Consider the following 23,686-nt stretch of genomic DNA (forward strand, 5'->3'; position numbering starts at 1 on the left):
GGCTGGCGTCACTTGAGCCCGCCGGCCGACACCGCACCCTGCAGGCGGCGCTGGAACACCAGGTACACCACGAGCACCGGGACCACCGTCATGACGGCGCCGGCGAACAGGGCACCGAAGTTCACGTCGTACCCGGCCTGGGACGCGAACGCCGCGAGGCCCTGGGTGAGGACGTAGTTGCTGCGGTCGGAGTTCAGGACCACCGGCAGGAGGAACTGGTTCCACAGCCCGACGAAGTTCAGGATCGCGACGGCCGCCATGCCCGGGCCGGCCATCGGCAGCATGACCTGGAAGAAGGTCCGCCACTCGCTCGCACCGTCGATCGAGGCCGCCTCGGCGATCTCCCCCGGCAGCTCCTCGAAGAAGCTCAGCAGGAAGAACACGGTGAAGGGGTAGGCGTAGGTGGCGTAGCTGAGGATCAGCCCCGGCAGCGTGTTGAGGACACCGATCTGCTGGAGGATGAAGAACAGCGGGACGACCGCGAGGAACACCGGGAACGTGAGCCCGGCGACGATGAGGTAGCGCAGCACCGTGCGGCCGCGGAAGTCGAACCGCGCGAGCACGTACGCCGACATCGCCCCCATGACCATCGTCAGCACGAGCGCGGAGAAGACCACGACGACCGAGTTGAAGAAGTACGACCCGATGCCGGCGGTGTTCCACGCGTCGACGTAGTTCTGGTACCGCCACTCCCTCGGCAGCGAGAACGGCGAGGCGAAGATCTCCCGGTTCGTCTTGAAGCTGGAGACGACCGTCCAGGCGAAGGGCAGCAGGACCAGCAGCGACCAGATGCCCAGCACGGTGTGCGAGGTGACGGCGACGGTCCGCTCCCCCGACGGGCCCCGCCGCTCCGGACGCGCGGGGGCCGCGGTGGTGGCGACCCGGGTGTCGGCGCTCATGCGCGGGCCCCACGGGCGTTCCGGCGGGCCAGCGCCTGGCCGATCCCGAGCACCAGACCGGTGAAGGCGAAGGTCAGCACGGCCAGCACCACTCCCATCGCACAGGCCAGCCCGAAGCGGCCCTCCTTGAACGCCGTCGAGAAGATCTGCTGGGTGATGACGAGGGTCGAGTTGCCCGGCCCGCCGTCGGGGTTCATCGCCGCGAGGAACACGAACGCGTCGAGGGCGAAGATCCCCAGGTACACGTAGGCGGTCCGCAGCGAGCCGGCGATCCCGGGGGCGGCGATGAAGACCGCCGTCCGGAAGCGGCCGGCGCCGTCGATGCGCGCCGCCTCGAAGATCTCGGCCGGGATGGCGCGGATCGAGGCGACGAACAGGACCATGTAGAAGCCGACGAAGCTCCAGACGATGACGACGACCACCGCCCACAGCGCGGTCGAGGGCTCGCCCAGCCAGGCGAAGTCCTTGAACCGTCCGAGCCCCAGCCCGGTGAGGACCCCGTTGAGCAGACCGGCGCTGGGGTCGTAGACCCGCCCGAAGATGATGCCGACGACGATGGCCGGCACGACGTAGGGGAAGAACGACACGACGCGGTAGAACGACGAGCCCGACAGCCCGCGGACGGCCCCGGTCGAGGAGCCGCCGAACGTCAGCAGGCAGGCGAGGGCGAAGCTCAGGACCAGGGTCACCGCGGGCACGACGAGCAGCAGGACGAGGCTGTTGCCGACCGCCTGGAGGAAGAGCCCGTCGGTCAGCAGCCGCTGGTAGTTCTCCAGCCCGATGAACTCCTGCGTCGAGGTGAACCCCGACCAGGAGGTGAGGGAGTACCACGCCGCCTGCGTGAAGGGGTAGAGGACGAACAGCAGGTAGAGCGCGACCGGCACCCCGAGGAAGACGACCACGAGGCTGATCCGGTCGAACGTCCACCGCTTCCGCGTCGCCGCCGGGGGGCGGGAGGCCCCCCGGCCGCTGACGCGGGTCGGGGTGCCGGGCAGCGCGCTCACGACACCTTGACCTTCACGATGCTGGAGTCCTCGCGGGTCTGGTCGAACTGCTGCTGCAGGCCGCTGGTGAGACCGGCGACGTCGAGCTGGCCGGACAGGAACCCGTTCCAGAGCACGTTGTTCTGGCTCGTGAACCCGTAGACGTCGTTGAAGTTGAACGTGTAGGTGTCCTCCCCCGCCGCGTTCAGCATGGCGATCTGCGAGGCCAGCGCGGTGGAGCCGAAGGCGTCCTCCGGCACGGTGTCCTTGACGACGGTGGAGGACAGCTTGGTCTTGGCGAAGTTCGTCGCCGCCTCCTTCGACAGCATGATGCGCAGGACCTCCATGCCGCCTGCCTTGTTCTTGCCCTTGCTCGGGACGACGAACGGCTCACCCGCGCTGGCGTGGAAGGCGGTCGCGGGCATGGCGGCACCGGAGGTCACCGAGGGCGGCGGAGCGCCCGTCATCTGGAAGTCGGCGGCCGTCTGGGACTTCATCTCGTTCTCGATCCACGAACCCGAGGGGTAGAGGATCGCCTCCTGGGCCTGGCTCCACTGGGCCTGGGCCGCGGTGAACTGCGTGCCGGCGCCACCGGGCCGGAAGTAGCCGGCCTTGACGGCCTCGGACATCTTGCCGAACACGGCCTGCACCGCGGGATGGCTCCACGCGTTCGCGTCGAGGTTGCCGAGTGCGACGCGCACCTCGTCCCCGCCCTCCTTGATGGCCGAGTCGACCGCGAGGGTGAGGTAGTAGGACGCGGCCTCCTTGCCCCAGCAGAAGAGGTACTTGCCCTTCTCCTTCGCCGACGCCCCGAGGGCCAGCGCGTCGTCCCAGGTGGCGGGGGCCTTCCAGCCGTTGGCGTCGAACAGCGACTTGGAGTACCAGAGGCCGTAGACGGTGAGGACGTAGTTCAGCTGCACGAGGCGGCCGTCGTAGGTGCCGTCGTCGAGCATCCCCGGGTAGAGGGTGTCGGCGATGACGTCGCCGTCGGTGTTCTTCGCCTTGGTGAGCGGGGTGAGGTCTTCCAGCTGCGCGGCGATCGTGGCCAGGCCGATGGCGTTGGCGCCGGAGTTGTCGAGCAGGTCCGGCGGGTTGCCGCCGACGAAGCGCGGCTGCAGCTCCTGGGCGATCTGGGTCGAGGGCGAGACCGTCAGCTTGCCGCCGTCGTGCAGGTCGGCGTACTTCGCAGCGGCGAAGGACACGTAGTCGGTGCCGTAGCCGCCGTCGAAGATGACGGCGTCGACGGCCGCCCCCTTGGCGACGCCGAACGGGTTCTGCTCGCTGACCTCCCCGGTGGGGCCGGAGTCGCCGGAGTCCTCGTTCCCGCCGGAGGCGGCGCAGGCCGCGGTGGCGGCCGGCACGAGGGTCCCGGCCAGGACCAGTCCCAGGAAACGTCGGCGCTGCAGGGTGGTGGACTCGCTCACGGTGGTTCCTTCCGGGTGGACGGGCGGGATGGTCTTCAGGCGCTGCGGCGCAGGCGGTCGCCGTAGCGGGCCTCGATGGCCTTGTTCCGGTCGTGACCGCCGGGCACGTTGGCCGACACGTAGAGCGGGGCGTCCTCGCCCCGCTCGGTCAGGGCCGTGACGGTGCCGATGGTCAGCAGCTGGGCGATGTAGGCGGCGGTCAGCGACGACACGGAACCGACCGCGATGTCGGAGACGTCCGTCAGGGTCGCGTCGCCGTAGGGAGCGAGGTTGTCGATGACGACGTCGGCGATCTCGGAGAGCCGCTTGCCGCTGGGGTGCTTGGGTTCCACCGCCAGCGTGTGCTCCAGGCTCGTCACCGCGACGACCTTGTGACCGTTCTCCTTGGCCAGCAGGGCGAGGCCGACGACCGACCCGTTGACGCCGGAGTTCGAGGCGATGACGAACACGTCGCGGGGGTCCCGGACGACGGTGTCGAAGACGTCCTGGGCGATGTTCGGGTCGCGTTCCAGCGGGGGTTCCCCCGTCAGTTCCGCGATCTCGTGGTCCCCGAGGAGGGCGGCGTCGCGCAGGGCGACCTTGTTCGTGGGGATGAGCCCGCCGGCACGGCCGGCGACCTCCATGGCGAAGGCCTCGGAGTGCCCGGTGCCGAACGCCTGGACCACCCCGCCGGCGGCGATGCAGTCCGCGAGCAGGCCCACGGCCTCGTCGAGACCGCCGGAGGTGGCCAGCGTCGAGAGGCGGTCGAGGCGGTCCTGCACCTCGGTGCCGAACTGGGCGACGTGGCCGGCGAACCGGTCGGCGAAGGGGGGCACAGCATCTCTCCTTGAGTCGTCGATTCACCGCGTCGTTGCTGGTTGCATGAATGTTTCACTCGGTTGCGAGGGCCTGTCAAGGGATCGCCGTGTTGCGTTCGTGTTGCGTTCTCGTTGCGCTCGCAGCCCGGTCCTGGGAGGGCTTTCCGATCCCGCCGGGAACCCCACGCAGCGTGGTCGCAGTGCTAGCCTGCGTCAGCTGGATGAGTCATCCACTCTGACGGAGGAGTCCGGATGGGCGTCGAAACCCTCGACCCGGCGCAGCGCATCGAGGCGGTCCGGGCCGACCTGCCCCCTTCCCTGCGCAAGGTGGCCGACTTCGTGCTGGAGTCGCCCGAGAGCGTCGAGGAGTGCTCCGCCACCGAGCTCGCGCGCCGGGCCGGCACCTCGCAGGCCGCCGTCACGCGGTTCTGCCAGACCATCGGTCTGGACGGGTACCAGGGCCTGGTGCGCTGGATGGCGCGCGAACAGGGACGCAAGGACGGCGGCGGGTCCGTCTGGGGTTCGGCCGAGATCGGTCCGGAGATCGCCCCCGACGACGACCTCGACCGCGTCGCCGCGGTCGTCGCCGCCGCCGACGTCCGCAGCCTGCAGGACACGGCCCGCCGCCTCGACCTCGAGGCCGTGGAGCGTGCGGCGCAGGCGGTCGCGCGGGCCCACCGCGTCGACGTGTACGGCGTGGGCGGCAGCGCCGCCATGGCGGCCGAGACGGACTCGCGCCTGTTCGGCATCGGTGTCCCGGTGCGGAACTGGACGGAGGTGCACGCCGCCAGCACGTCGGCGGCGCTGCTCACCCCCGCCGACGTCGCCATCGCGATCTCGTTCTCCGGCGCCACCCGCGAGGTCGTCGAACCCACCGAACTGGCGGCCCGACGCGGAGCCACGACCATCGCCGTCACCGGCGACCCGACGTCCGCGCTCGCGCAGATCGCCGACGTCGTCCTCACCGTGGCCCCCGGCGGCACGACCTACCGGGAGGGGCCGTTCGCCGCCCGGCACGCCCAGCTCCTCGTCGTCGACTGCCTCTACGTCCGGGTCGCGCAGCTGACGTTCGCCCGCGCCAGCGCCGCCCGCGCCCTCACCGACCACATCCCCGCCCAGCACGCCGTCCGCCCGGCACGGCGGCGGGCCCGGTGAGCGACGGGACGACGGACGGGACGGTCGGGCCCGACCTGCGGTACCTCGCCCACGTGCGCCCCTCGCCGCGTCAGCTGCGCTGGCAGGCGCTGGAGTTCTACGGGTTCGTCCACTTCGGCATGAACACCGTCACCGACCGGGAGTGGGGTCTCGGCCACGAGGACCCCGCGCTGTTCGACCCGCCGGACGTCGACGCCGGCGAGTGGGTCGCGGCGCTGGCGGCCGCCGGCATGCGCGGGGTCGTGCTCACGGCCAAGCACCACGACGGCTTCTGCCTGTGGCCCAGCGCCCACACCGGCCACACCGTCGCGGCGAGCCCCTGGCGCGGTGGCCGCGGCGACCTCGTGGCGGAGGTCTCGCAGGCTTGCGCCGCAGCCGGTCTGGCTTTCGGCGTCTACCTCTCCCCGTGGGACCGCACCGACGCGCGCTACGGCTCGGGACGGGACTACGACGACTACGTCGTCGCCCAGCTGACCGAGCTCCTCACCGGGTACGGCGACGTGTTCTGCGTCTGGCTCGACGGCGCCAACGGCGAGGGACCCGACGGCCGCCGGCAGCTGTACGACTGGGACCGCTACGTGCGCGTCGTCCGTGCGCTGCAACCGGAGGCGGTCGTCAGCGTGTGCGGCCCGGACGTCCGGTGGTGCGGGAACGAGGCCGGCCACACCCGGCGCGACGAGTGGAGCGTCGTGCCGCACGAACTGCGGGACGCCGAGGGCACGGCCAGCCGTTCCCAGCAGGCCGACGACGGGGAGTTCTCCCGCCGCGTGCGCTCCGACGAGGAGGACCTCGGCAGCCGCACCGCGCTGACCGGGTACGCCGGCGAGTGCGTCTGGTACCCCGCCGAGGTCAACACGTCCGTGCGACCGGGCTGGTTCCACCACCCCGCCGAGGACGACCGGGTGCGTCCCGCGGCGGAGCTGTTCGACCTGTGGCGCGCCGCCGTCGGCGGGAACTCCTGCTTCCTGCTCAACGTGCCGCCCGCCGCGAGCGGCCGGATCGCCGCCCCCGACGTCGCGGCGCTCGCGGGCCTCGGCGACCTCGTGCGCCGGTACGTCGGAGCCGACCGGGCCTCGGAGGCGGACGTCACGGACGCGCGCGGCCCGGTCGACGTCGCCGGCGAGCCCGTCGACGGGCGGACTCCCTGGTCCCCGGACGACGACCGCCCGCGCCTGGACCTGCGGTTCCCCTCGGCGTTCCCGGTGCGCTCGGTCGACCTGTGGGAGGACATCGCCCACGGCCAGCGGGTCGAGCGGTTCTCGGTCGCGCTGCACCTCGGCGGTGACGTGGTGTGGCGCGGTGGAGCCGGGGTCGTCGGGCACCTGCGGATCCTCGACGTGCCCGACGTGCTCGCCGACCACGTCGAGGTCGTGCTGGAGGAGTTCCGCGCGCGGCCGGCCCTGACCGGCGTCCGCGTCGTCAGCGCGTGAGCAGTCCCGCGTAGAGCTCGGGACGCCGGTCGGCGTGCACGCCGTTGCGCGCCGACGTGCTCTTCTCCCGCGCCCGCCCGAGCCGGCACCGCGCGAGCAGGACGTGCTCCCCCGCCCCGGCCGGCGCCTCGACGAGCGGGCGCCCGTCGGGTCCGACGACCGCCGAACCCCCGACCCACGTCACGCCGCGTTCGGACCCGGTCCGGTCGCACGCGGCGACGAACATCCGGTTCGCCGACGCGGCGGCCTGGACGTGCACGACCTCCAGCGGCCGTTCGTGCGGACCCCGCGGCGCACCGGGCCAGTTCGTCGGCGCGCACACGAGGTCGGCGCCGGCCAGCCCGATGAGCCGCATCCACTCCACGAACCCCAGGTCGTAGCAGACGGCGAGCGCCAGCCGGCCCCACGGTGTCGCGACGACCTCGGGCAGGTCGTCGCCCGGGACGAAGACGTCCTTCTCCGCGTCCCACAGGTGCACCTTGCGGTAGACGGTCCGGATCCCGCTGCGGTCCAGCAGCAGCGCGCTGTTGCGCAGGGATCCGTCGGCGTCGAGCTCGGCGAACCCCACCGCCACGACGAGGTCGTGCCGGCGGGCGAGGTCGGTGAACGCGGCCGCGGTCGGGCCGTCGGCGGGTTCGGCGAGGTCCCGCGCCTCCTGGGCGGAGGCGAAGACGTAGCCGCTGCGCAGGAGTTCGGGCAGCACGACGATCCGTGCGCCGCGCCGGGCCGCCTCCTCGGCGGCGACGCGTCCGCGGGCGAGGTTGCCGTCGGGGTCCCCCACGACGAGGGCGACCTGGCAGACGGCGACGTCCACCGCGGGCGGCAGGGCGGTCGTGCTCATCCCGTCAGGATGCCCCAGCGCGGGCGGGACCGGACGGGAACGGCGACGATGCCCTCGTGAGCACCACCACGACGATCGTCTGCCTGCACGCCCTCGGGATGAGTTCCCGCTCCTTCGGACCGCTGGCCGGGGAGCTGGCGCCGGAGTTCGACGTGCTGGCCCTGGACCTGCCGGGGTTCGGCGGGGCGCCGCTGGACCCGGGCACGTCGGTCGAGGCGATGGCGTCGTGGGTGCGTGGGCAGGTCCGGGAGGTGGTGGCCGAGCAGGGGCGGGAACGCTGGCTGCTGCTCGGGCACAGCATGGGCGGCAAGGTCGCCACCGTCGTCGCGGCGGGACTGGCACCGCGGGAACGCCCCGCGGGGGTCGTGCTGCTCGCCGCGTCCCCGCCGTCGCCGGAACCGATGGCGGAGGACCGCCGGAGCACGATGCTCGGCTGGGCCGCTGACGGCCCGCTCGGTGGTGCCGCCGTCGGTGAGTTCCTCGACGCGAACACCGGTGGCCCGCTGGACCCCGCCCTCGACGCGCTGGCTCGCGAGGACCTGCGCCGCACCGACCCCGCCGCCTGGCGGGCGTGGCTGGAGCACGGCAGCCGCGAGGACTGGTCGGAGCGGGTGGGTCGGCTCGACGTCCCCGCGCTGGTCCTCGCCGGGGGTGCCGACGGGGACCTGGGCCCGCGGGCGCAACGGGAGCTCAACGGCGCCGTCTACCCGCGGGCGGAGTTCACGACCCTGCAGGGCGCGGGCCACCTGCTCCCGCTGGAACGGCCCGCCGAGGTGGCGTCGGCGGTCCGTCAGAGCTTCTCGACGGGCGCGTAGCGCAGCAGCAACCGCTTGGTGCCCTCCGTGCGGAAGTCGATGTGGGCGATGGTCTTGTCCCCCTCGCCCTCGACCCGCACGACGGTGCCGAGACCGAAGGAGTCGTGGGTCACCCGGTCACCGGGGTTCAGCGCGATGACGGGCCGGTTGCCCGCCGACCGCACGCCCGGGCGTTGTGAGACGCGCGCGGCCGCCGACGGCGAGGAGACGTTCTGGTACGTCGACTCCCCGCGCTTCCAGTCCAGCAGCGTCGGCGGGACCTCGTCGAGGAACCGGGACGGTGGGTACTGCTGCGGCGCACCCCACGCGCTGCGCACGGCCGACCGGGACAGGTAGAGCCGTTCGCGCGCCCGGGTGAGCCCGACGTAGGCGAGCCGGCGTTCCTCGGCGAGCTGGTCGGGGTCCCCCAGCGAGCGCTGGTGCGGGAACGTCCCGTCCTCCATGCCCGTGAGGAACACGACGGGGAACTCCAGGCCCTTGGCCGTGTGCAGCGTCATGAGCGTCACGACGCCGTCGTCCTCGGCGCCGGCCGGGATCTGGTCGGCGTCGGCCACGAGGGAGACGCGTTCGAGGAAGTCCGACAGCGTGCCCTCGGGGTTGTCCTCGGCGAACTCCTCGGCGACGGCGACGAGTTCGGAGAGGTTCTCGACGCGCGACTCGTCCTGCGGGTCGGCGCTGGCGCGCAGTTCGGCGAGGTACCCCGTCTGCTCCAGGACGGCCTCCAGCACGACGGCCGGGGACGCCCCGGACTCGGCCAGGGTGCGCAGGTCCGCGATGAGCTGGGCGAACCCCTTGATGGCGTTGAGGGAGCGGGAGGCGAGCCCGATCGCCTCGTCGGCCCGGTCGAGGGCGGCGCCGAACCCGATGCGCTCGCGTTCGGCCAGGACGACGATCGAGGCCTCGGCCCGTTCGCCGATGCCGCGCTTGGGGGTGTTGAGCACGCGGCGCAGGTTGACGGTGTCGTCGGGGTTGTCCAGGACGCGCAGGTACGCGACGGCGTCCTTGATCTCCTTGCGCTCGTAGAAGCGCGTCCCGCCGACCACCTTGTAGGGCAGGCCGGTGCGGATGAACACCTCCTCCAGCGACCGGGACTGGGCGTTCGTCCGGTAGAAGACCGCGACGTCCTTGTACGTCACGCCCTCGTGGTCGTGGAGACGGTCGACCTCCTCGGCGACGAAGGCGGCCTCGTCGTGCTCGTCGTCGGCGACGTAGCCGGTGATCTTCTCCCCCGCGCCCGAGGCGGTCCACAGGTTCTTGGGGCGGCGGTCCTCGTTGACCTTGATGACCTCGTTGGCCGCCGTGAGGATGTTCTGCGTCGAGCGGTAGTTCTGCTCGAGCAGGATCGTCGTGGCGTCGGGGTAGTCCTGCTCGAACTCGACGATGTTGCGGATCGTGGCGCCGCGGAAGGCGTAGATCGACTGGTCGGCGTCGCCGACGACCGTCAGCTCGCCCCGTGGGACGTTCCCCTCCCCCGTGCCGACGAGCTCCTTCACCAGCACGTACTGCGCGTGGTTGGTGTCCTGGTACTCGTCGACCAGGACGTGCCGGAACCGTCGGCGGTAGTGCTCGGCCACGTCCGGGAACGCCTGCAGCAGGTGGACGGTCGACATGATGAGGTCGTCGAAGTCCATGGCGTTCGCCTGGCGCAGCCGCTGCTGGTACGTCCGGTAGGCGCGGGCGAGGACCTTCTCGGTCTCGGTGCCCTCGCCGGAGTGGGCGCGGTCGAAGAACGTGTCCTCGTCGACCAGCTCGTTCTTGAGGTTCGACACCATCGCCGACATCGCGCGCGGGGCGTGCTTCTTCGGGTCCAGCTCGAGCTCGCGGCCGACCATCGCCATGAGCCGCTGGGAGTCGGCGGAGTCGTAGATCGAGAACGACGTCCGCATGCCGAGGTGCTGCGCCTCGCGCCGCAGGATCCGGACGCAGGCGGAGTGGAAGGTCGAGACCCACATGCTGCGCGCGCCCATGCCGACGACGTCGCCGACGAGGGCGGCGACCCGCTCGCGCATCTCGGCCGCGGCCTTGTTGGTGAAGGTGATCGCGAGGACCTGCCCCGCCGTCGCCCGGCCCTCGGCGAGCAGGTGCGCGATGCGGTGCGTCAGCACGCGGGTCTTGCCCGACCCGGCGCCGGCGACGATGAGCAGCGGGGACCCGGCGTGGACGACGGCCTGGCGCTGCTGGGGGTTCAGCCCCGCGACGAGCGCCGCCGGGTCGAGCCCCGTCCGCGACCGCCGGGCCGCGGGGGCACCGGCGAGGACGGCGGGACCCGTGTCGCCCCGCCCGCCACCGGAACCGGAGGGGCCGCCGAAGGGGAGGTCGTCGAAGAGTGTGCTCATCGTCCGTCAAGGGTAGGCCTCCCCTCGGACAGACCCCGCCGCCCGCGTTGGTCCGATCCGGTCCTCGACGGACCACTTCGGTCCATCCCGGTCTACAGTGGTCCCATGCCCCGGCTGACGAAGGAACAGATCGACGAGGAGATCCTCGACGCGGCGGCCGCGTTGTTCGCGCGGCACGGCCTCGAGCAGACGTCCGTCCAGCGCATCGCGGACGCCGTCGGCTACTCCAAGACCGGTCTGCTGCACCGCTTCCCGACGAAGGAGGCGATCGCGGAGGCGACCATCGCCCACACCGTCGACCACTTCGAGGCCGTCGCGGCCGCGGTCGACGGCACGCCGGCCGGCGCCGCACGGGACCGGCGGGTGCTGGCGGCGCTCGTGGCCCTGGCGGCCAGCCGCCCCGGGCTCGTCTCCTTCATGCTGACCTCGATCAGCCAGGGCGTCCTGACCGGAGAACGCCTCGACGTCCTCGGCGAGGTCCTCTTCCGCGCCTTCGGCGCGGCGGTGCCCGCCCCCGGGACGGCACCGACGCCGGCCGAGGTCACGCGCGCCGTGCGCATCACGAGTGCCGTCGGCGGCCTGGCCGTCACCTCGCTCGCCTTCTGCGACGTCCCCACGACCGACCTGACCGACGACCTCGTCGCCGCCGCCCTCGGCGCCCTCGGCCACCCCGCCGCCGCGCTCCCCCACGAGACGGAGAACTGACCGATGGCCACCTTCCTGCACCGCCTCGGCCGGGGGTCCTTCCGGTTCCGGGGCCTCGTCATCGCGCTCTGGGTGCTGCTCCTCGCCCTCGGGGGCGTCGGCGCGGCCACCCTGTCCGGCAAGACCGTGAGCACGTTCGAGATCCCCGGTCAGGAGTCGACGACCGCCCTGCGCCTCATCGGCCAGGAGTTCGGGGACACCGCCGACGGCGCCTCGGCGCAGGTCGTCCTCGAGGTTCCCGCCGGCCAGCAGATCACCGCGCCCGAGAACGCCGCCAAGGTCGCGGGCGTCGTCCAGGCGCTGGGCGCACTGCCCGGCGCGCGCGGGGCGAGCAACCCGCTCGACCCGAACAACCCCGTCGTCTCCCCCGACCTGCGCGCCGCCTACAGCACCGTCTCCTACGGGGTCGCCCCGCCGGAGATCACCGACGCGCAGCGGCAGGCGCTCCTGCGCGCCGTCGACGGCGCCCGCGCTTCGGGCCTGACGGCCGAGGTCACCGGGACCGCCACCCAGGGCGTCGCCACGATCGGCGGGGCCGCCGAGGCGCTCGGCGTCGTCGTCGCCCTCGTCGTGCTCGCCATCACCTACGGCTCCCTCGTCGCGGCCGGCATGAATCTGCTGACGGCCGTCGTCGGGGTCGGCATCGGAGCCCTCGGCATCACGACCCTCACCGGGTTCGTCGACCTGCAGTCCACGACCCCGATCCTCGCGGTCATGCTCGGCCTGGCCGTCGGGATCGACTACGCGCTCTTCATCGTCACGCGCTTCCGGCACGAACTGCTGGCCGGCAGGTCGGTCGCCGAGGCCGTCCCGCTGGCCGTCGGCACCGCCGGGTCGGCCGTCCTCACGGCCGGGACCACCGTCGTCATCGCGCTCGCCGGCCTCGCGGTGGCGGGCATCCCCTTCCTCACCGAGATGGGGGTCGCGGCCGCCGCGACCGTCGTCGTCGCCGTCCTCGTGGCCCTCACCCTGGTCCCCGCCGCCCTGGGCGTCGTGGGCCTGCGCGCCCTGCCCCGTGCGGCCCGTCGGGCCCTGGCCCACGAGAGCGGCAAGCACACCGCCGTGCCGACGGCCGAGCCCGACCCCGCCGGCCGCGGCTTCTTCGGCGGCTGGAGCCGGCTCGTCACCGGCCGGCGCTGGCTGAGCCTGGTCGCGGCGGTCGTCGCGCTCGGCGCCGTCTCCATCCCCGTCGCCTCGATGCAGACGAGCCTGGCCACCTCCTGGCCCGACGGCAGCACCCAGGAGAAGGCGCAGGCGATCCTGGCCGACCGCTTCGGCGCCGGGGTGAGCGGTCCGCTGCTCGTCCTGACCCGCGGCGCGGACGCCGTGGCCCGCGGCGGTGAGCTGACCACCGAGCTCTCCCGCCTCGACGGCGTCGCCCTGGCCACCCCGGCCGTCCCGAGCGCCGACGGGCAGGCCGCCCTCGTGACGGTCATCCCCAAGACCGCCCCCGACGACGCGGCGACGACCGACCTCGTGCACCGCATGCGCGACCTCATCCGTGAGGACGGCTCGAGCACCCCGGCGTACGTGACGGGCCAGACGGCCGTGAGCGTCGACGTCAACGCCACGCTGTCCGACGCGCTGCCGGTCTACCTCGTGCTGGTCGTCGGCCTCGCGTTCGTGCTGCTCGTGCTCGTGTTCCGCTCGATCCTCGTCCCCGTCGTGGGGGTCCTCGGGTTCCTGCTGACGATCGGCGCCTCGCTGGGCGCCACCACCGCGGTGTTCCAGTGGGGCTGGCTCAAGCAGCTCGTCCACGCCGACACGACCGGGCCGCTGCTGAGCCTGGCGCCGATCATCGTGGTCGGGATCCTCTTCGGCCTCGCGATGGACTACCAGGTGTTCCTCGTCTCCCGGATGCACGAGGCGCACGCCCACGGCGCGGAGCCGTTGCAGGCCGTGCGGACGGGGTTCCGGCAGGCGGCCCCCGTCGTCGTGGCTGCTGCGGCGATCATGTTCGCCGTCTTCGCCGGGTTCGTCCCCGAGGGCGACGCGACGATCAAGCCCATCGCGTTCGCCCTGGCCGTCGGGATCCTCGCCGACGCCGTCGTCGTCCGGATGATCGCGGTGCCCGCGGCCCTGTCGCTGCTGGGCCGGGCGGCCTGGTGGCTGCCCCGGTGGCTGCGCTGGCTGCCGGTGCTGGACGTCGAGGGCTCCGCCCTCGAGCGGCGCGACCCCGCCGACCACCCCACCGCCCCCGCGCCGACGCACTGAGTCACCGCCCGTCACCCACCTTCGTGGAAAACACTCTTTCCGCCCTCGGGACACGCGTTCCAAGGGCGGAAAGAGTGTTTTCCACGCGGGACAGGGGGTCGAGGTGGGGGGCTCCAGGAATGCTCCCCGGGTGCCGATGGTTGTGAGGACTGGTCGCCCCGGTACGTGTCCCCGGGCCTCAACTCCAGCCGCTACGAGCGGCCACTCGCCGAGAGGCGACGCTCGGGGCGACCAGCCTCTTCGTCAGGACGCCCGGCGCCGGGCCGCCGTCAGCAGCAGCCCACCCGCCAGCACGAGCGCCGCGCCGGCCGCGAGCCAGGGCGCGACGTCCGCCCCCGTGTTCGCCAGCGACCCCGGCTGCGCCGCGGCCGTCCGCGACGGACGCTGCGTCGGGGTCCTGCTCGGCGCCGGCGCGGCGGCGGGCGCGGTCTGCGCCGGTGCGGTCGGGGCGGCAGTCGTCGGGACCGGGGCCGGGGCCGCGGCGGCCGGGGCGTACCGCAGCTCGGTGTCCGGCGCGAGGCGCTGGTTCTCGGGCAACCCGAGGTACGCGGTGAACGCCTCGAGGTCGGTCTTGCCGAGTTCGGCGCGGTCGGTGCCCTCCGCCAGGGTGGTGAAGTTGTCCCCGCCCGAGGCCAGGAAGCTGTTCACCGTGACGCGGTACTGCGCGGCCGGGTCGACCTCGGCCCCGTCGAGGGTCACGGAGCGGATCCGCTGGCCCGCGGGCGCGGTCTCGTCGTAGGTGAAGAACAGACCCTTCGACAACCCCAACGCGAGGAACGGCCGCGACGAACCCGCCGGCTGCCACTGCTCCTCCAGGACCTGACGGAGCTGCGCGCCGGTGAGGGTCGTCGTCACCACGGAGTTCGCGAACGGCTGCACGGCCGCGGCCTCGGCGTACGTCACGACCCCGTCGCCCTCGGCGCCGGACTGCGCGTAGAGCAGGTCCGCCCGCAACCCGCCCGGGTTCTCCAGGGCGATCTGGGCGCCCGCGGCCTCCGTCTGCTGCAGCTGCGCGTCGGCGACGAGGTTCCCCAGCGGCGACTGCTTGCCGCGGTCGTCGTCCTCACCGGAGAACGCGCGGGTGATGTCCGCGGTGATCGAACCCACCGGCTGCTTGCCGCGGTCGTCGGCGTAGGCCACGGCGTCGTCGACGATCTTCTGGACCTGCGGGTTCGGGGTGAAACCCTCGACCGGCAGCACCTGGTGACCGGCGGCGACCACGTCGCGCGTCGTCGTGTCCACGTCGAGGACGAGGTTGTCGACGGCCGTGGAGTAGCTCTCCGCCGAGACCACGGGGCGTTGGACGGAACGTCCGGCAACGGGGAACGCGCAGTCGTAGCGCAGGTGGGTGTGCCCCGAGACGATCGCGTCGATCTGCGGGCTCGACTGCTGCACGATCTTCCCGAACGCCCCTTCGGTCCCGACGGTGGCGCAGTCGGTGCCCGACGACCCCTCGTGCGCGAGGAGGACGATCACGTCCGCCTCGTCGTTGGCGGGGTTCCCGTCGGACAACTGGGCGGCGACGGCGTTCGCCGCGGCCACGGGATCGGTGAACTGCAGGCCCTGGATCCCCGCCGGGGCGACGAGGCTCGCCGTCTGCTGCGTCACGACGCCGACGAAACCCACCCGGATGCCGCCGACGTCGGTCGTGGCGAACGACGGCAGCGCGTGGGTCCCGTCGGCCTTCAGCACGTTCGCGGCGAGGTAGGGGAACGCGGCGAGCGGGTTCGCCCCGTTCGCACCCGGTTCGCCCTGCACGCCGATCCGGTCGACGAGGTCGGTGTACCCGCGGTCGAACTCGTGGTTCCCGGCGGCCGAGACGGCCACCCCCATGGCGTTGAGCGCGGCGATCGTCGGGGCGTCCTGCTGGATGAACGACGTGAACGTCGAGGCGCCGATGTTGTCCCCGGCCGAGACCACGACGGTGTTGGGGTTCTTCGCGCGCATCGCGTCGAACACCCCGGCGAGTTGCGCCGCCCCACCGATCGGGGCTCCGTCGTCCGTCTCCTCGGGGGCTTCCAGACGACCGTGGAAGTCGTTGAACGCCCCGATCTGGAGGCGGGTGGTCCCGGCGGCCGGGGCCGGCAGGACGTCCGGCACCTGCCCCGGGGTCGCCGCGGGAATGGCTGCGGGGCTGGCTGCGGGCGTCGTCGCGGCCGTCGCGGGGACCGCCAGCAGCGGGACCGCGAGCGCCGCGGTGGCGGCGCCGGAGCAGAGGAACCGGACGAGGGGGCGACCAGGACGCATGGGCTCGCTTCCGAGGGGGGTGGGGGCGAGCCGGATCCTGCCATCACAGCCGCCTCAGGGGAACCCCTCAGCGGTTCCCTCCCCCGTCCCTCAGCCCTGCAGGGCGATGTGCAGCCCGCGCTGGGCGACGCCCACCAGACCGATGTCCTCGGCCTCACCGAGCGGGACCCAGCGGGCGAGGTCGGTGCTGCCGCCCACGTCGAGGACGACGGGGTCGAGGACTTCGAGGGGTTCGGCGCGGACGAGGATCCGCACGGCGTGGAAGTCCTCGAGGACCCCGCGCGGGGACCGGCCGGTGAAGTGCTCGGCCCCGATCTCGGCCAGGCCGGTGACCCGGACCGCCATGCCGGTCTCCTCGTGGACCTCGCGGACGACCGCCTCGAGCGGGTGCTCGCCGTGGTCGACACCACCGCCGGGCAGGGTCCAGCGTCCGGGGCTCGGAGTCTTCGTGCTGAGCCGCGTCAGCAGCAGCGAGCCGTCCGCGACGACCACGGCGTAGCAGGCGAGACGCTGGCGGACGACGGGGACGTCGGCGGGGCTGCTGCCCACGGAACCGTCGGGGGCGCTGTCGACGGCCGGGGACAGCCGCACCCGTTCGGCGGGGTCGAGGACGACGAGGTCGTCCGCGACCAGCGGCCGGTCGTCGGACACCGGGATCCACTGCGCCGCAGCGGGAGCCGATCCCTCGGGCAGGGTCCCGGCCAGCACGAGGTGCACCGTGTGCAGGTCGAGCCCGTCCTCCCCCTCGCTGTCGGTGCGGCGGCCGTCGTGGACGGCCAGCAGTTCCCCGAGGTCGAGGTCGGGGCCGAGGACGCGCCGGCCGGCGGCCAGCGGCGTCTCCCCGTGGGCGAGCAGCGCCCACGGCAGGGCGCCGTCGAGCACGAGCAGGCGTCCGCCGGCCTCGACGGCGACGTGGACCGCGACCCGCTGGAGGGCGCTCACGCGGTGCGCGCGCCGAGCTGGGCCTGGACGGCGTGGGTGTTCTTGCGCTCGGCGTAGAAGGACAGGAACGGGATGGTCCCCGCGAGCGCCGTGAGCAGCATGCGGCCCCAGGACCAGCGCAGCCGGTTCCCCAGGTCGAAGACCGTGATGAGGAGGATCACGTACAGCCAGCCGTGCGCGATGCCGGCGACCCGGGTGACGCTGTCACCTCCGCCGAAGAGGCCGAGGTACTCCTGCGGCATGCCGATGCACGTCAGGACGATGAGGCCCACACCCGTGACGTACGCCATCACTCGGTAGCGCGTCAGCGCGGCCTTGATCTTCGCGTCCGACCGCAGCCCGCCGGCCGTCCCCGCGCTCACCGGGCACCACTCATGTCTCGTCCTCCTGCACCGTGCGACGGTCCGTCCGCCGTCTCGGGGTCATCCTCCCCCGTCTCCCTGCGCTCATCGCGCACGGCCCGGAACCAGATGACGACGGCGAAGAGCGCGAACACCCACCACTGCGCCGCGTAGGCGAGGTTGCGCCAGTCCAGGCGCCGGGTGGCCTGGCCGGGGTCCGCGGGCGGCACCGCCCGCAGACCGGCGGCCGGGGCGGTGTCGGTGACGTACGCGTTCGCGACGGGGTAGTCGACGCGGTTGACGAGGTCGGCCGCGCTGACGATCCACGTCTGCCCCGCGGGCAGTGCGGCCGTCGAGGGCGCGACGTCGGAGGCCTCCGGTGGCTGGACGACCCCGACGAGGTCGACGCGGCCGGTCGGCAGGGCGGGCGCGGGGGAACCCTCGGGGACCCAGCCCCGGACCAGCGGCACGCCGGACCCGTCGGGCAGCACCACGACGCCGAGGGCCCACGACCCCACGACACCGTCGAGGCTGCGGCCGGGGACGAGGAGGTCCACGGCCGGGTCGAACGTGCCGGCGACCTCCACCCGGTGCCCGACCTCGTCCGCGGACAGGATCGCCGCCGCCCCCGAGCCACCGGCGTCCACGATCTCGCTGATCGGGGCGACGGGTTGCCGCGCAGGCGGTTCGGTGATGACGACGTTGCCGCGCTGCCACTGCCAGACGCCGAGGCCGCTGCAGACGAGGACGACGACGAGGGCCACGACGGTCAGGACCGCGATGCGACCCCGCGGCACGGCCGGGCGGTCCGGGTCCTCACGGTCAGGCACCCCGTCAGGCTACGTGCCGGATCTGGGAGCTCCCCGTCAGCTCGTGCGGTCGAAGTCGTCGCGCCGCGCCTCCGCGATAGCGGCATCCCACGAGCGTCGGTAGCGCTTTCCGCGCGAGGGCCGGTCGGGGCGCGTCCCCGCCCCGGACCAGCGGGTGTCGGCACCGACGAGCGGGGCCGCGACGGCGATCGCGATGAGCAGGGCGAGGACGACGAGGGCGGTCACCGGTCGCTCCGTCCGCCGTGGCGGCTGGTGCGGCGACCGCTACCGGTCAGCTGCTTGGTAGCGCTATTGTCTCTCTTCATGGACAACGGTAGCAGTGTGCAGCGCGTCACCGCCAGCCTGCGCGAGGTCGCCGCCACGCTGCCCGCGGGCGCGAAGCTCCCGAGCAGCCGCCGTCTGGTGGCGGACCTGGGGGTCGGGCCGGTGACCGTGCAGCGCGCCATCGACGTGCTCGTCGCCGACGGCACCGTCGTGACCCGCCCCGGGGCGGGCACCTTCGTCGCCCGCGCGAGCCGGACGACGACGGTCGACACCGACTGGCAGCGCGTCGCCCTCGGGGCCTCCCCCGTCCAGACCGAGGGGGTGCTGGCCGCCCTCACCGTCCCGTCCCACGACGTCCTCGACATGGCGCGCGGGTACCTCGACCTGTCGCTGCAGCCGTCCTCCCGCCTGGCCTCGGCCATGGCCCGCGCGGCCCGCCGACCGGAGGCGTGGACGGTGCCGCCACCGGCCGGTGTGCCGGAACTGCGGACGTGGTTCGCCCAGCAGCTCGGCGCGGACCGCGACGACGTGTTCATCACCCCCGGTGGCCAGGGCGCGCTGTCCACGGTGCTGCGCTCGATCGTGCCCGCGGGCAGCCCCGTGCTCGTCGCCGTTCCCGGGTACCCCGGGGTCATCTCGTTGCTGCGCAGCGCAGGGCTCGTGCCGGTGCCCGTCCCCACCGACGCCGACGGCGTGCGCCCGGAACTGCTCGAGCGCGCCTTCGAGCAGTCCGGTGCGCGCCTGCTGTACCTGCAACCCACCTACGCCAACCCCGACGGTTCCGTGCTCGCGCCCGACCGGCGCCGCCCCGTGCTGGAGATCGCCGCGCGGGCCGGCGCGTTCATCGTCGAGGACGACTTCGCCCGCTGGCTCGGCCACGGCCCGACCGCGTCCCCGTCACTCCTGCGCGACGACACCGACGGCCGGGTCATCACGGTGAACTCCCTCAGCAAGGTGTCCGGCCCGAGCCTGCGGGTGGGGTGCGTGGTCGCGCGCGGCCCTGTGGCGCAACGCATCGCGGGGTTGAGCTTCGTCGACCACCTCATCGTGGCGCGACCGCTGCAGGAGGCCGCCGTGGAACTCGTGACGGGCGCCGGCTGGAACGCGCACCTGCGCGGGTTGTCCGCCGCGCTGGGTTCCCGGCTCGACGCGCTCTCGACCGCCCTGGCCCGGGAACTGCCCGAGTGCAGCTGGCCGAGACCCCGCGGGGGTTTCTCGTTGTGGCTGCGGCTGCCACGCGGCGTCGACGACCTCGAGGTGGCCCGCCGCACCCGGGAACGTGGTCTGGCCGTGGGTCCCGGCCGGCACTACGTCGTCGCCGAGGAGGACGCCGCGCACCTGCGGCTGTGCTACGCCGCGATCACCGAGCAGCAGATCCCCGCAGCCGTGAAGGTGCTCGCCGCCTCGTTGTGAGGGGTTGCGTTCGCGATCACCAGGGGACGCGGGCGCCGTCGCAGGACCACAGCGCCCCGGTGGGACCGTCGTCGGGCAGCAGGGCCAGGCGGACGGCGCCGGCGGCGGCCTCCCCGGGATCGCCGCCGGCGTCCATGCCCGGGACGAGGTTCGTGCGGCGCAACCCGGGTGCGAGGGCGTTGACCGTGACGCGGGGCCCCAACGCCTGGGCGGTGAGCACGGTGACGGAGTTCACCGCCGCCTTGGAACTGCGGTAGGCCGGGCCCGGCGACTCCGGCGAGCGCGCGCAACGCCGCGCCTTCGTCGTCGAGGCGGCCTGCCGCCTCGACGACCCCGGCCACCGCTGAGGGGCCGCGGGAAACTCCTGGCCCTGCACGCGTCCGGACGGGCATGCTCGAGCTCATGCGAGCCACCGGATCCGGTTCCCGCGAGCACACCGTCCCCGTCGCCGACGGTGTCGAGCTGTGGGCCCGCGAGAGCGGCGATCCCACCGGCACACCGGTCCTGCTCGTGATGGGCGCGGCCTCCAGCGGCGTCCTGTGGCCCGACGCGCTCGTCGAGCGCCTGGGCCGCCGGCACCGCGTCGTGGTGTGGGACCACCGCGACACCGGCCGCTCGACCCGGGCGGTGGACGTCGCTCCGTACGAGCTGCGCGACCTCGCGATCGACGCCGTCCGCGTCCTGGACCACCTCGGCGTCGAGCGCGCCCACGTCGTGGGCATGTCGATGGGCGGGCTGCTCACCCAGCTGCTGCTGCTCGACCACCCCGACCGGGTGCTGTCGGCGACCCTGTTCTGCACCGGCGCGCTGGCCGGTGCCCCGGGCGGCGAGGGGCTGCCCGGACCGCACCCCGACCTGCTCGCCCTCTGGTCCCGGCTCGGGGAGACGCGCGACGAGGACGCCGAGATGGAGTTCCGCGTCGAGCACTGGCAGGCGCTCGCGGGTGCGGCGATCCCGTTCCCGCGCGAGGAGGTCCTCGCGCTCGAACGCGGCGCCGTCGCCCACGGCGGACCCGCCGACGCCAGCTCGGCGACGGCGCACGCCCGCGCCGGAACGTCCGGCCTGGACCGCGGCGCGGAACTGGCCGGGGTGCGGGTGCCGACGCTCGTCGTCGAGGCTCCCGAGGACCCGGCCTACCCGCCGCCGACCGCCCGGCACCTGGCCGGCACCATCCCCGGCGCCCGGTTGGTCACGGTTCCCGGCATGGGGCACGCGCTGCCCGCGGCCGTCCTGGGCCCCCTCGGCGACGCGCTCGAGGAGCAGTTCGACAGCGTGGACGCCGCGAACGCCGCGAACGCCTGACCCGTCGCGGAACCGGTACGTCCCGACCCGTCCCCGCGGTGCGAGCGGGTCGGGACGTACCGGTCGGCGCCTCGTCAGGGGACGGGAGCGGCCAGCGGATCCGGCGCGCGGCGGACCCGACCGGTCGCGGTGACGACGGCGAACCCCTCGCGGATCCAGTACTCGTACCCGCCGATCAGTTCCCGGACGTGGGTGTGCCCCAGCGTCGCCAGCACGAGCGCGGCGCGCGTCGCCCCGTTGCACCCGGGGCCCCAGCAGTGCACGACGACGGGCGCGTCCAGGTCGGGCACGACCTCCGCCGCGCGCTCGCGCACCTGCGGCCCCGGCAGGTGGACGGCGCCGGGCAGGTGCCCCTGCGCCCACGCCGCGTCCGAGCGGACGTCGAGGACGAGCGGCGAGCGCCCCGCGGCGCGGTCGGCCGCCAGGTCGGCGGGGTCGGTCTGGAACGTCAGCTGGGCCGCGAAGAAGTCGACGGCGGACACGGGGTTCGGCACCCCTCCAGACAACCGCCGCACGGTCCCGCGGGCCAGGGCCGGTCGACGGCGGAACGGGACCTCCACCGGGGATCCGGCGGTATTTTCCCGTCCGTGACGACGAATCCGCGGCCGCCGCTCGACGCGACCGACCGGGCCCTCCTGGAGCACCTGCAACGCGACGGCCGCACGAGCGTCGCCGACCTCGGCCGGGCGGTGAACCTGTCCGCGAGCGCCACCGCGGAACGTCTGCGCCGCCTGACCGACACCGGCGTCGTCACGGGCTTCACGGCCGTCGTCGACCCGGAGGCGCTGGGGTACACCGTCACGGCGTTCGTCCGCCTCGCCTACCCGACGGGGAACTACAAGCCGTTCCACGACCTGTTGGACACCACGCAAGAGGTCGTGGAGGCGCACCACGTCACCGGCGACGACTGCTTCGTCCTCAAGGTGCTCGCCCGGTCGATGCGCGACCTCGAACGCGTCACGGGACGCCTCGCGACGCTCGGCGCGGTCACCACGAGCGTCGTGTACTCCAGCCCGCTGCCGGGGCGGCACCTCCGGCCGGCGTGACCGGCCGGAGGCCTCCTCAGCGGGAGGTCACTCCCACTCGATCGTCCCCGGCGGCTTGCTCGTCACGTCGAGCACGACGCGGTTGACCTCGGGCACCTCGTTGGTGATGCGGGTGGAGATGCGGGCCAGCACGTCGTACGGCAGGCGCGTCCAGTCGGCCGTCATGGCGTCCTCCGACGACACCGGCCGCAGCACGACGGGGTGGCCGTAGGTGCGGCCGTCGCCCTGGACGCCCACGCTGCGCACGTCGGCGAGCAGGACGACCGGGCACTGCCAGATGTCGCGGTCCAGGCCGGCCGCGGTGAGCTCGGCGCGCGCGATGGCGTCGGCCGCGCGCAGCACCTCCAGGCGCTCCGGCGTCACCGCGCCCACGATGCGGATGGCCAGGCCCGGGCCCGGGAAGGGCTGGCGGTAGACCATCGCCTCGGGCAGGCCGAGCTGCACGCCGACGGCGCGGACCTCGTCCTTGAACAGGGCGCGCAGCGGTTCGACGAGCTCGAAGGCGAGGTCGTCGGGCAGCCCGCCGACGTTGTGGTGGCTCTTGATCGTCGCGGCGCCGGTGCCGCCGCCGGACTCCACGACGTCGGGGTACAGCGTCCCCTGGACGAGGAACTTCACCTCGCCGCCCTCGGAGCCCTCCTTGGCGACGACGTCGCGCGCGGCCTGCTCGAAGACGCGGATGAACTCCCGGCCGATGATCTTGCGCTTCTGCTCCGGGTCGCTGACGCCGTCGAGGGCGTCGGCGAACCGCTGCACCGCGTCGACGACGTGGAGCTTGACGCCCGTCGCGGCGACGAAGTCCTTCTCGACCTGCTCGGCCTCACCGGCGCGCAGCAGCCCGTGGTCGACGAACACGCACGTGAGCTGGTCGCCGACCGCGCGCTGGACGAGCGCGCCGGCGACGGCGGAGTCGACGCCACCGGACAGCGCGCAGATGACCTTGCCGTCGCCCACCTGGGCGCGGATGCGGGCGACCTGCTCCTCGATGACGTTGCCCGTCGTCCAGTCGGGGTCGATGCGGGCACCGGAGCGCAGGAAGTTCACGAGGACGTCCTGGCCGTGGGCGGAGTGCTTGACCTCCGGGTGCCACTGCACGCCGTACAGGCGGCGCTCGTCGTCCTCGAACGCGGCGACGGGGGTGTCCGGCGTCGAGGCCGTGACGCGGAACCCCGCGGGAGCCTGCGACACGCTGTCCCCGTGGGACATCCACACCGACTGCTCCGTCGGCTGGTCGCGCAGGAGCGTCGAGGCGGCCGGGTCGGGCAGGGCCGCGGCCGTGCCGCCGTACTCACGGCGCCCCGTCTGGGCGACCTCGCCGCCGAGGGCCTTGGCCATGGCCTGGAACCCATAGCAGATGCCGAGGACCGGGACACCGGCCTCGAACAGCGCGGGGTCGACCTGCGGGGCGCCCTCGGCGTACACGCTCGACGGGCCACCGGAGAGGATCACCGCGGCGGGGTCCTTGGCGAGCATCTCCGCGACGCTCGTCGAGCTCGGCACGATCTCGGAGAACACGTCGGCCTCGCGGACCCGGCGCGCGATGAGCTGCGCGTACTGGGCTCCGTAGTCGACGACCAGGACCGGCCGGTGGGCGCGCTCGGCGTCCACTTCGGCGGGTGCATCGGCGGGGGGAGTGGTCTGGCCTTCGGGCGCGTCCGGCGTCACGACCCAAGGGTAGCCGTCGGCGCCCGGCCCCCCGAAA

General features: G+C 73.6%; 21 protein-coding genes and 1 pseudogene. 8 read left to right on the forward strand and 14 right to left on the reverse strand.

All coding sequences use genetic code 11. The annotated features are described in order from the left end of the window. Positions 1 to 8: 8 nt before the first annotated feature. The 4 genes from ACFEMC_RS17515 to ACFEMC_RS17530 are packed head-to-tail and all read right to left on the reverse strand — an operon-like array spanning position 9 to position 4,121. A complete protein-coding gene (locus tag ACFEMC_RS17515) occupies positions 9 to 899 on the reverse strand; it encodes a carbohydrate ABC transporter permease (protein ID WP_380170832.1) in 891 nt (296 codons plus the stop codon). Continuing rightward, entirely contained in the window at positions 896 to 1,903 is a 1,008-nt protein-coding gene (locus ACFEMC_RS17520) for a carbohydrate ABC transporter permease (RefSeq protein WP_380170833.1), read from the reverse strand. The genes ACFEMC_RS17515 and ACFEMC_RS17520 overlap by 4 nt, the downstream gene beginning before the upstream one ends. Next, a complete protein-coding gene (gene ngcE, locus ACFEMC_RS17525; RefSeq protein ID WP_380170834.1) occupies positions 1,900 to 3,306 on the reverse strand; it encodes an N-acetylglucosamine/diacetylchitobiose ABC transporter substrate-binding protein in 1,407 nt (468 codons plus the stop codon). The genes ACFEMC_RS17520 and ngcE overlap by 4 nt, the downstream gene beginning before the upstream one ends. Before the next feature lie 35 nt (positions 3,307 to 3,341). After that, on the reverse strand, positions 3,342 to 4,121 hold the full coding sequence (locus tag ACFEMC_RS17530; RefSeq protein ID WP_380170835.1) for a sugar isomerase domain-containing protein: 780 nt from the start codon (positions 4,119 to 4,121) through the stop codon (positions 3,342 to 3,344). A 234-nt stretch (positions 4,122 to 4,355) separates the two neighbouring features. Here ACFEMC_RS17530 and ACFEMC_RS17535 point away from each other — a divergent pair, with 234 nt between their 5' ends. Beyond that, on the forward strand, positions 4,356 to 5,258 hold the full coding sequence (locus ACFEMC_RS17535; RefSeq protein WP_380170836.1) for a MurR/RpiR family transcriptional regulator: 903 nt from the start codon (positions 4,356 to 4,358) through the stop codon (positions 5,256 to 5,258). Next, positions 5,255 to 6,688, forward strand: a complete 1,434-nt coding sequence (locus ACFEMC_RS17540) for an alpha-L-fucosidase (RefSeq protein ID WP_380170837.1) — start codon at positions 5,255 to 5,257, stop codon at positions 6,686 to 6,688. Before ACFEMC_RS17535 ends, ACFEMC_RS17540 begins: the two co-directional genes overlap by 4 nt. Here ACFEMC_RS17540 and ACFEMC_RS17545 read toward each other — a convergent pair. Next, complete coding sequence (locus ACFEMC_RS17545; protein ID WP_380170838.1) at positions 6,678 to 7,529, reverse strand: nitrilase-related carbon-nitrogen hydrolase; 852 nt, start codon at positions 7,527 to 7,529, stop codon at positions 6,678 to 6,680. The two genes, ACFEMC_RS17540 and ACFEMC_RS17545, sit on opposite strands and share 11 nt — an antisense overlap. A 56-nt stretch (positions 7,530 to 7,585) precedes the next feature. Here ACFEMC_RS17545 and ACFEMC_RS17550 point away from each other — a divergent pair, with 56 nt between their 5' ends. Beyond that, positions 7,586 to 8,344: an alpha/beta fold hydrolase gene (locus ACFEMC_RS17550; protein WP_380170839.1), complete on the forward strand. Its 759-nt coding sequence runs from the start codon at positions 7,586 to 7,588 to the stop codon at positions 8,342 to 8,344. Here ACFEMC_RS17550 and pcrA read toward each other — a convergent pair. Beyond that, positions 8,320 to 10,680: a DNA helicase PcrA gene (gene pcrA, locus ACFEMC_RS17555; protein ID WP_380170840.1), complete on the reverse strand. Its 2,361-nt coding sequence runs from the start codon at positions 10,678 to 10,680 to the stop codon at positions 8,320 to 8,322. The genes ACFEMC_RS17550 and pcrA overlap by 25 nt on opposite strands. Positions 10,681 to 10,785: 105 nt before the next feature. Here pcrA and ACFEMC_RS17560 point away from each other — a divergent pair, with 105 nt between their 5' ends. Both ACFEMC_RS17560 and ACFEMC_RS17565 read left to right on the forward strand, forming a co-directional pair. Next, positions 10,786 to 11,385, forward strand: a complete 600-nt coding sequence (locus ACFEMC_RS17560) for a TetR/AcrR family transcriptional regulator (protein WP_380170841.1) — start codon at positions 10,786 to 10,788, stop codon at positions 11,383 to 11,385. Positions 11,386 to 11,388: 3 nt separating this feature from the next. Further along, positions 11,389 to 13,599, forward strand: coding sequence for an MMPL family transporter (locus ACFEMC_RS17565; protein WP_380170842.1), 2,211 nt, complete (start codon positions 11,389 to 11,391; stop codon positions 13,597 to 13,599). Between the two features lie 243 nt (positions 13,600 to 13,842). Here ACFEMC_RS17565 and ACFEMC_RS17570 read toward each other — a convergent pair whose 3' ends face one another. The 5 genes from ACFEMC_RS17570 to ACFEMC_RS17590 all read right to left on the reverse strand — a co-directional run bounded on the left by ACFEMC_RS17570 (position 13,843) and on the right by ACFEMC_RS17590 (position 18,184). Beyond that, positions 13,843 to 15,846 carry a bifunctional metallophosphatase/5'-nucleotidase gene (locus ACFEMC_RS17570; RefSeq protein ID WP_380170843.1) on the reverse strand — a complete coding sequence of 668 codons (2,004 nt, stop codon included), beginning with the start codon at positions 15,844 to 15,846 and terminating at the stop codon, positions 13,843 to 13,845. Between the two features lie 90 nt (positions 15,847 to 15,936). Next, positions 15,937 to 16,788, reverse strand: a complete 852-nt coding sequence (locus ACFEMC_RS17575; RefSeq protein WP_380170844.1) for an NUDIX domain-containing protein — start codon at positions 16,786 to 16,788, stop codon at positions 15,937 to 15,939. Then, a complete protein-coding gene (locus tag ACFEMC_RS17580) occupies positions 16,785 to 17,150 on the reverse strand; it encodes a DUF3817 domain-containing protein (RefSeq protein ID WP_380170845.1) in 366 nt (121 codons plus the stop codon). Before ACFEMC_RS17580 ends, ACFEMC_RS17575 begins: the two co-directional genes overlap by 4 nt. Further along, positions 17,147 to 17,959, reverse strand: coding sequence for an SURF1 family protein (locus ACFEMC_RS17585; RefSeq protein ID WP_380170846.1), 813 nt, complete (start codon positions 17,957 to 17,959; stop codon positions 17,147 to 17,149). Before ACFEMC_RS17585 ends, ACFEMC_RS17580 begins: the two co-directional genes overlap by 4 nt. Before the next feature lie 36 nt (positions 17,960 to 17,995). Next, on the reverse strand, positions 17,996 to 18,184 hold the full coding sequence (locus tag ACFEMC_RS17590) for a hypothetical protein (protein WP_380170847.1): 189 nt from the start codon (positions 18,182 to 18,184) through the stop codon (positions 17,996 to 17,998). A 78-nt stretch (positions 18,185 to 18,262) separates the two neighbouring features. Between ACFEMC_RS17590 and ACFEMC_RS17595 the strand changes: the two genes are divergently transcribed. Further along, positions 18,263 to 19,636 (forward strand): PLP-dependent aminotransferase family protein, encoded by a 1,374-nt coding sequence (locus ACFEMC_RS17595; protein ID WP_380170848.1) that lies wholly within the window; start codon positions 18,263 to 18,265, stop codon positions 19,634 to 19,636. Positions 19,637 to 19,652: 16 nt separating this feature from the next. On the opposite strand, the pseudogene ACFEMC_RS17600 reads toward ACFEMC_RS17595, so the two are convergent. After that, positions 19,653 to 19,907, reverse strand: a pseudogene (locus ACFEMC_RS17600) (short-chain dehydrogenase); the annotation flags it as partial. Between the two features lie 131 nt (positions 19,908 to 20,038). Between ACFEMC_RS17600 and ACFEMC_RS17605 the strand changes: the two are divergent. After that, complete coding sequence (locus ACFEMC_RS17605) at positions 20,039 to 20,938, forward strand: alpha/beta fold hydrolase (RefSeq protein WP_380170849.1); 900 nt, start codon at positions 20,039 to 20,041, stop codon at positions 20,936 to 20,938. Between the two features lie 74 nt (positions 20,939 to 21,012). On the opposite strand, the gene ACFEMC_RS17610 is transcribed toward ACFEMC_RS17605, so the two are convergent. Next, positions 21,013 to 21,432 carry a rhodanese-like domain-containing protein gene (locus tag ACFEMC_RS17610; protein ID WP_380176858.1) on the reverse strand — a complete coding sequence of 140 codons (420 nt, stop codon included), beginning with the start codon at positions 21,430 to 21,432 and terminating at the stop codon, positions 21,013 to 21,015. Between the two features lie 93 nt (positions 21,433 to 21,525). Here ACFEMC_RS17610 and ACFEMC_RS17615 point away from each other — a divergent pair, with 93 nt between their 5' ends. Then, positions 21,526 to 21,984 (forward strand): Lrp/AsnC family transcriptional regulator, encoded by a 459-nt coding sequence (locus ACFEMC_RS17615; protein WP_380170850.1) that lies wholly within the window; start codon positions 21,526 to 21,528, stop codon positions 21,982 to 21,984. A 27-nt stretch (positions 21,985 to 22,011) separates the two neighbouring features. Here ACFEMC_RS17615 and guaA read toward each other — a convergent pair whose 3' ends face one another. Beyond that, complete coding sequence (guaA, locus tag ACFEMC_RS17620) at positions 22,012 to 23,592, reverse strand: glutamine-hydrolyzing GMP synthase (protein WP_380176860.1); 1,581 nt, start codon at positions 23,590 to 23,592, stop codon at positions 22,012 to 22,014. Between the last annotated feature and the right edge of the window lie 94 nt (positions 23,593 to 23,686).

Source organism: Kineococcus sp. DHX-1 (assembly GCF_042473625.1).
Lineage (GTDB): Bacteria > Actinomycetota > Actinomycetes > Actinomycetales > Kineococcaceae > Kineococcus.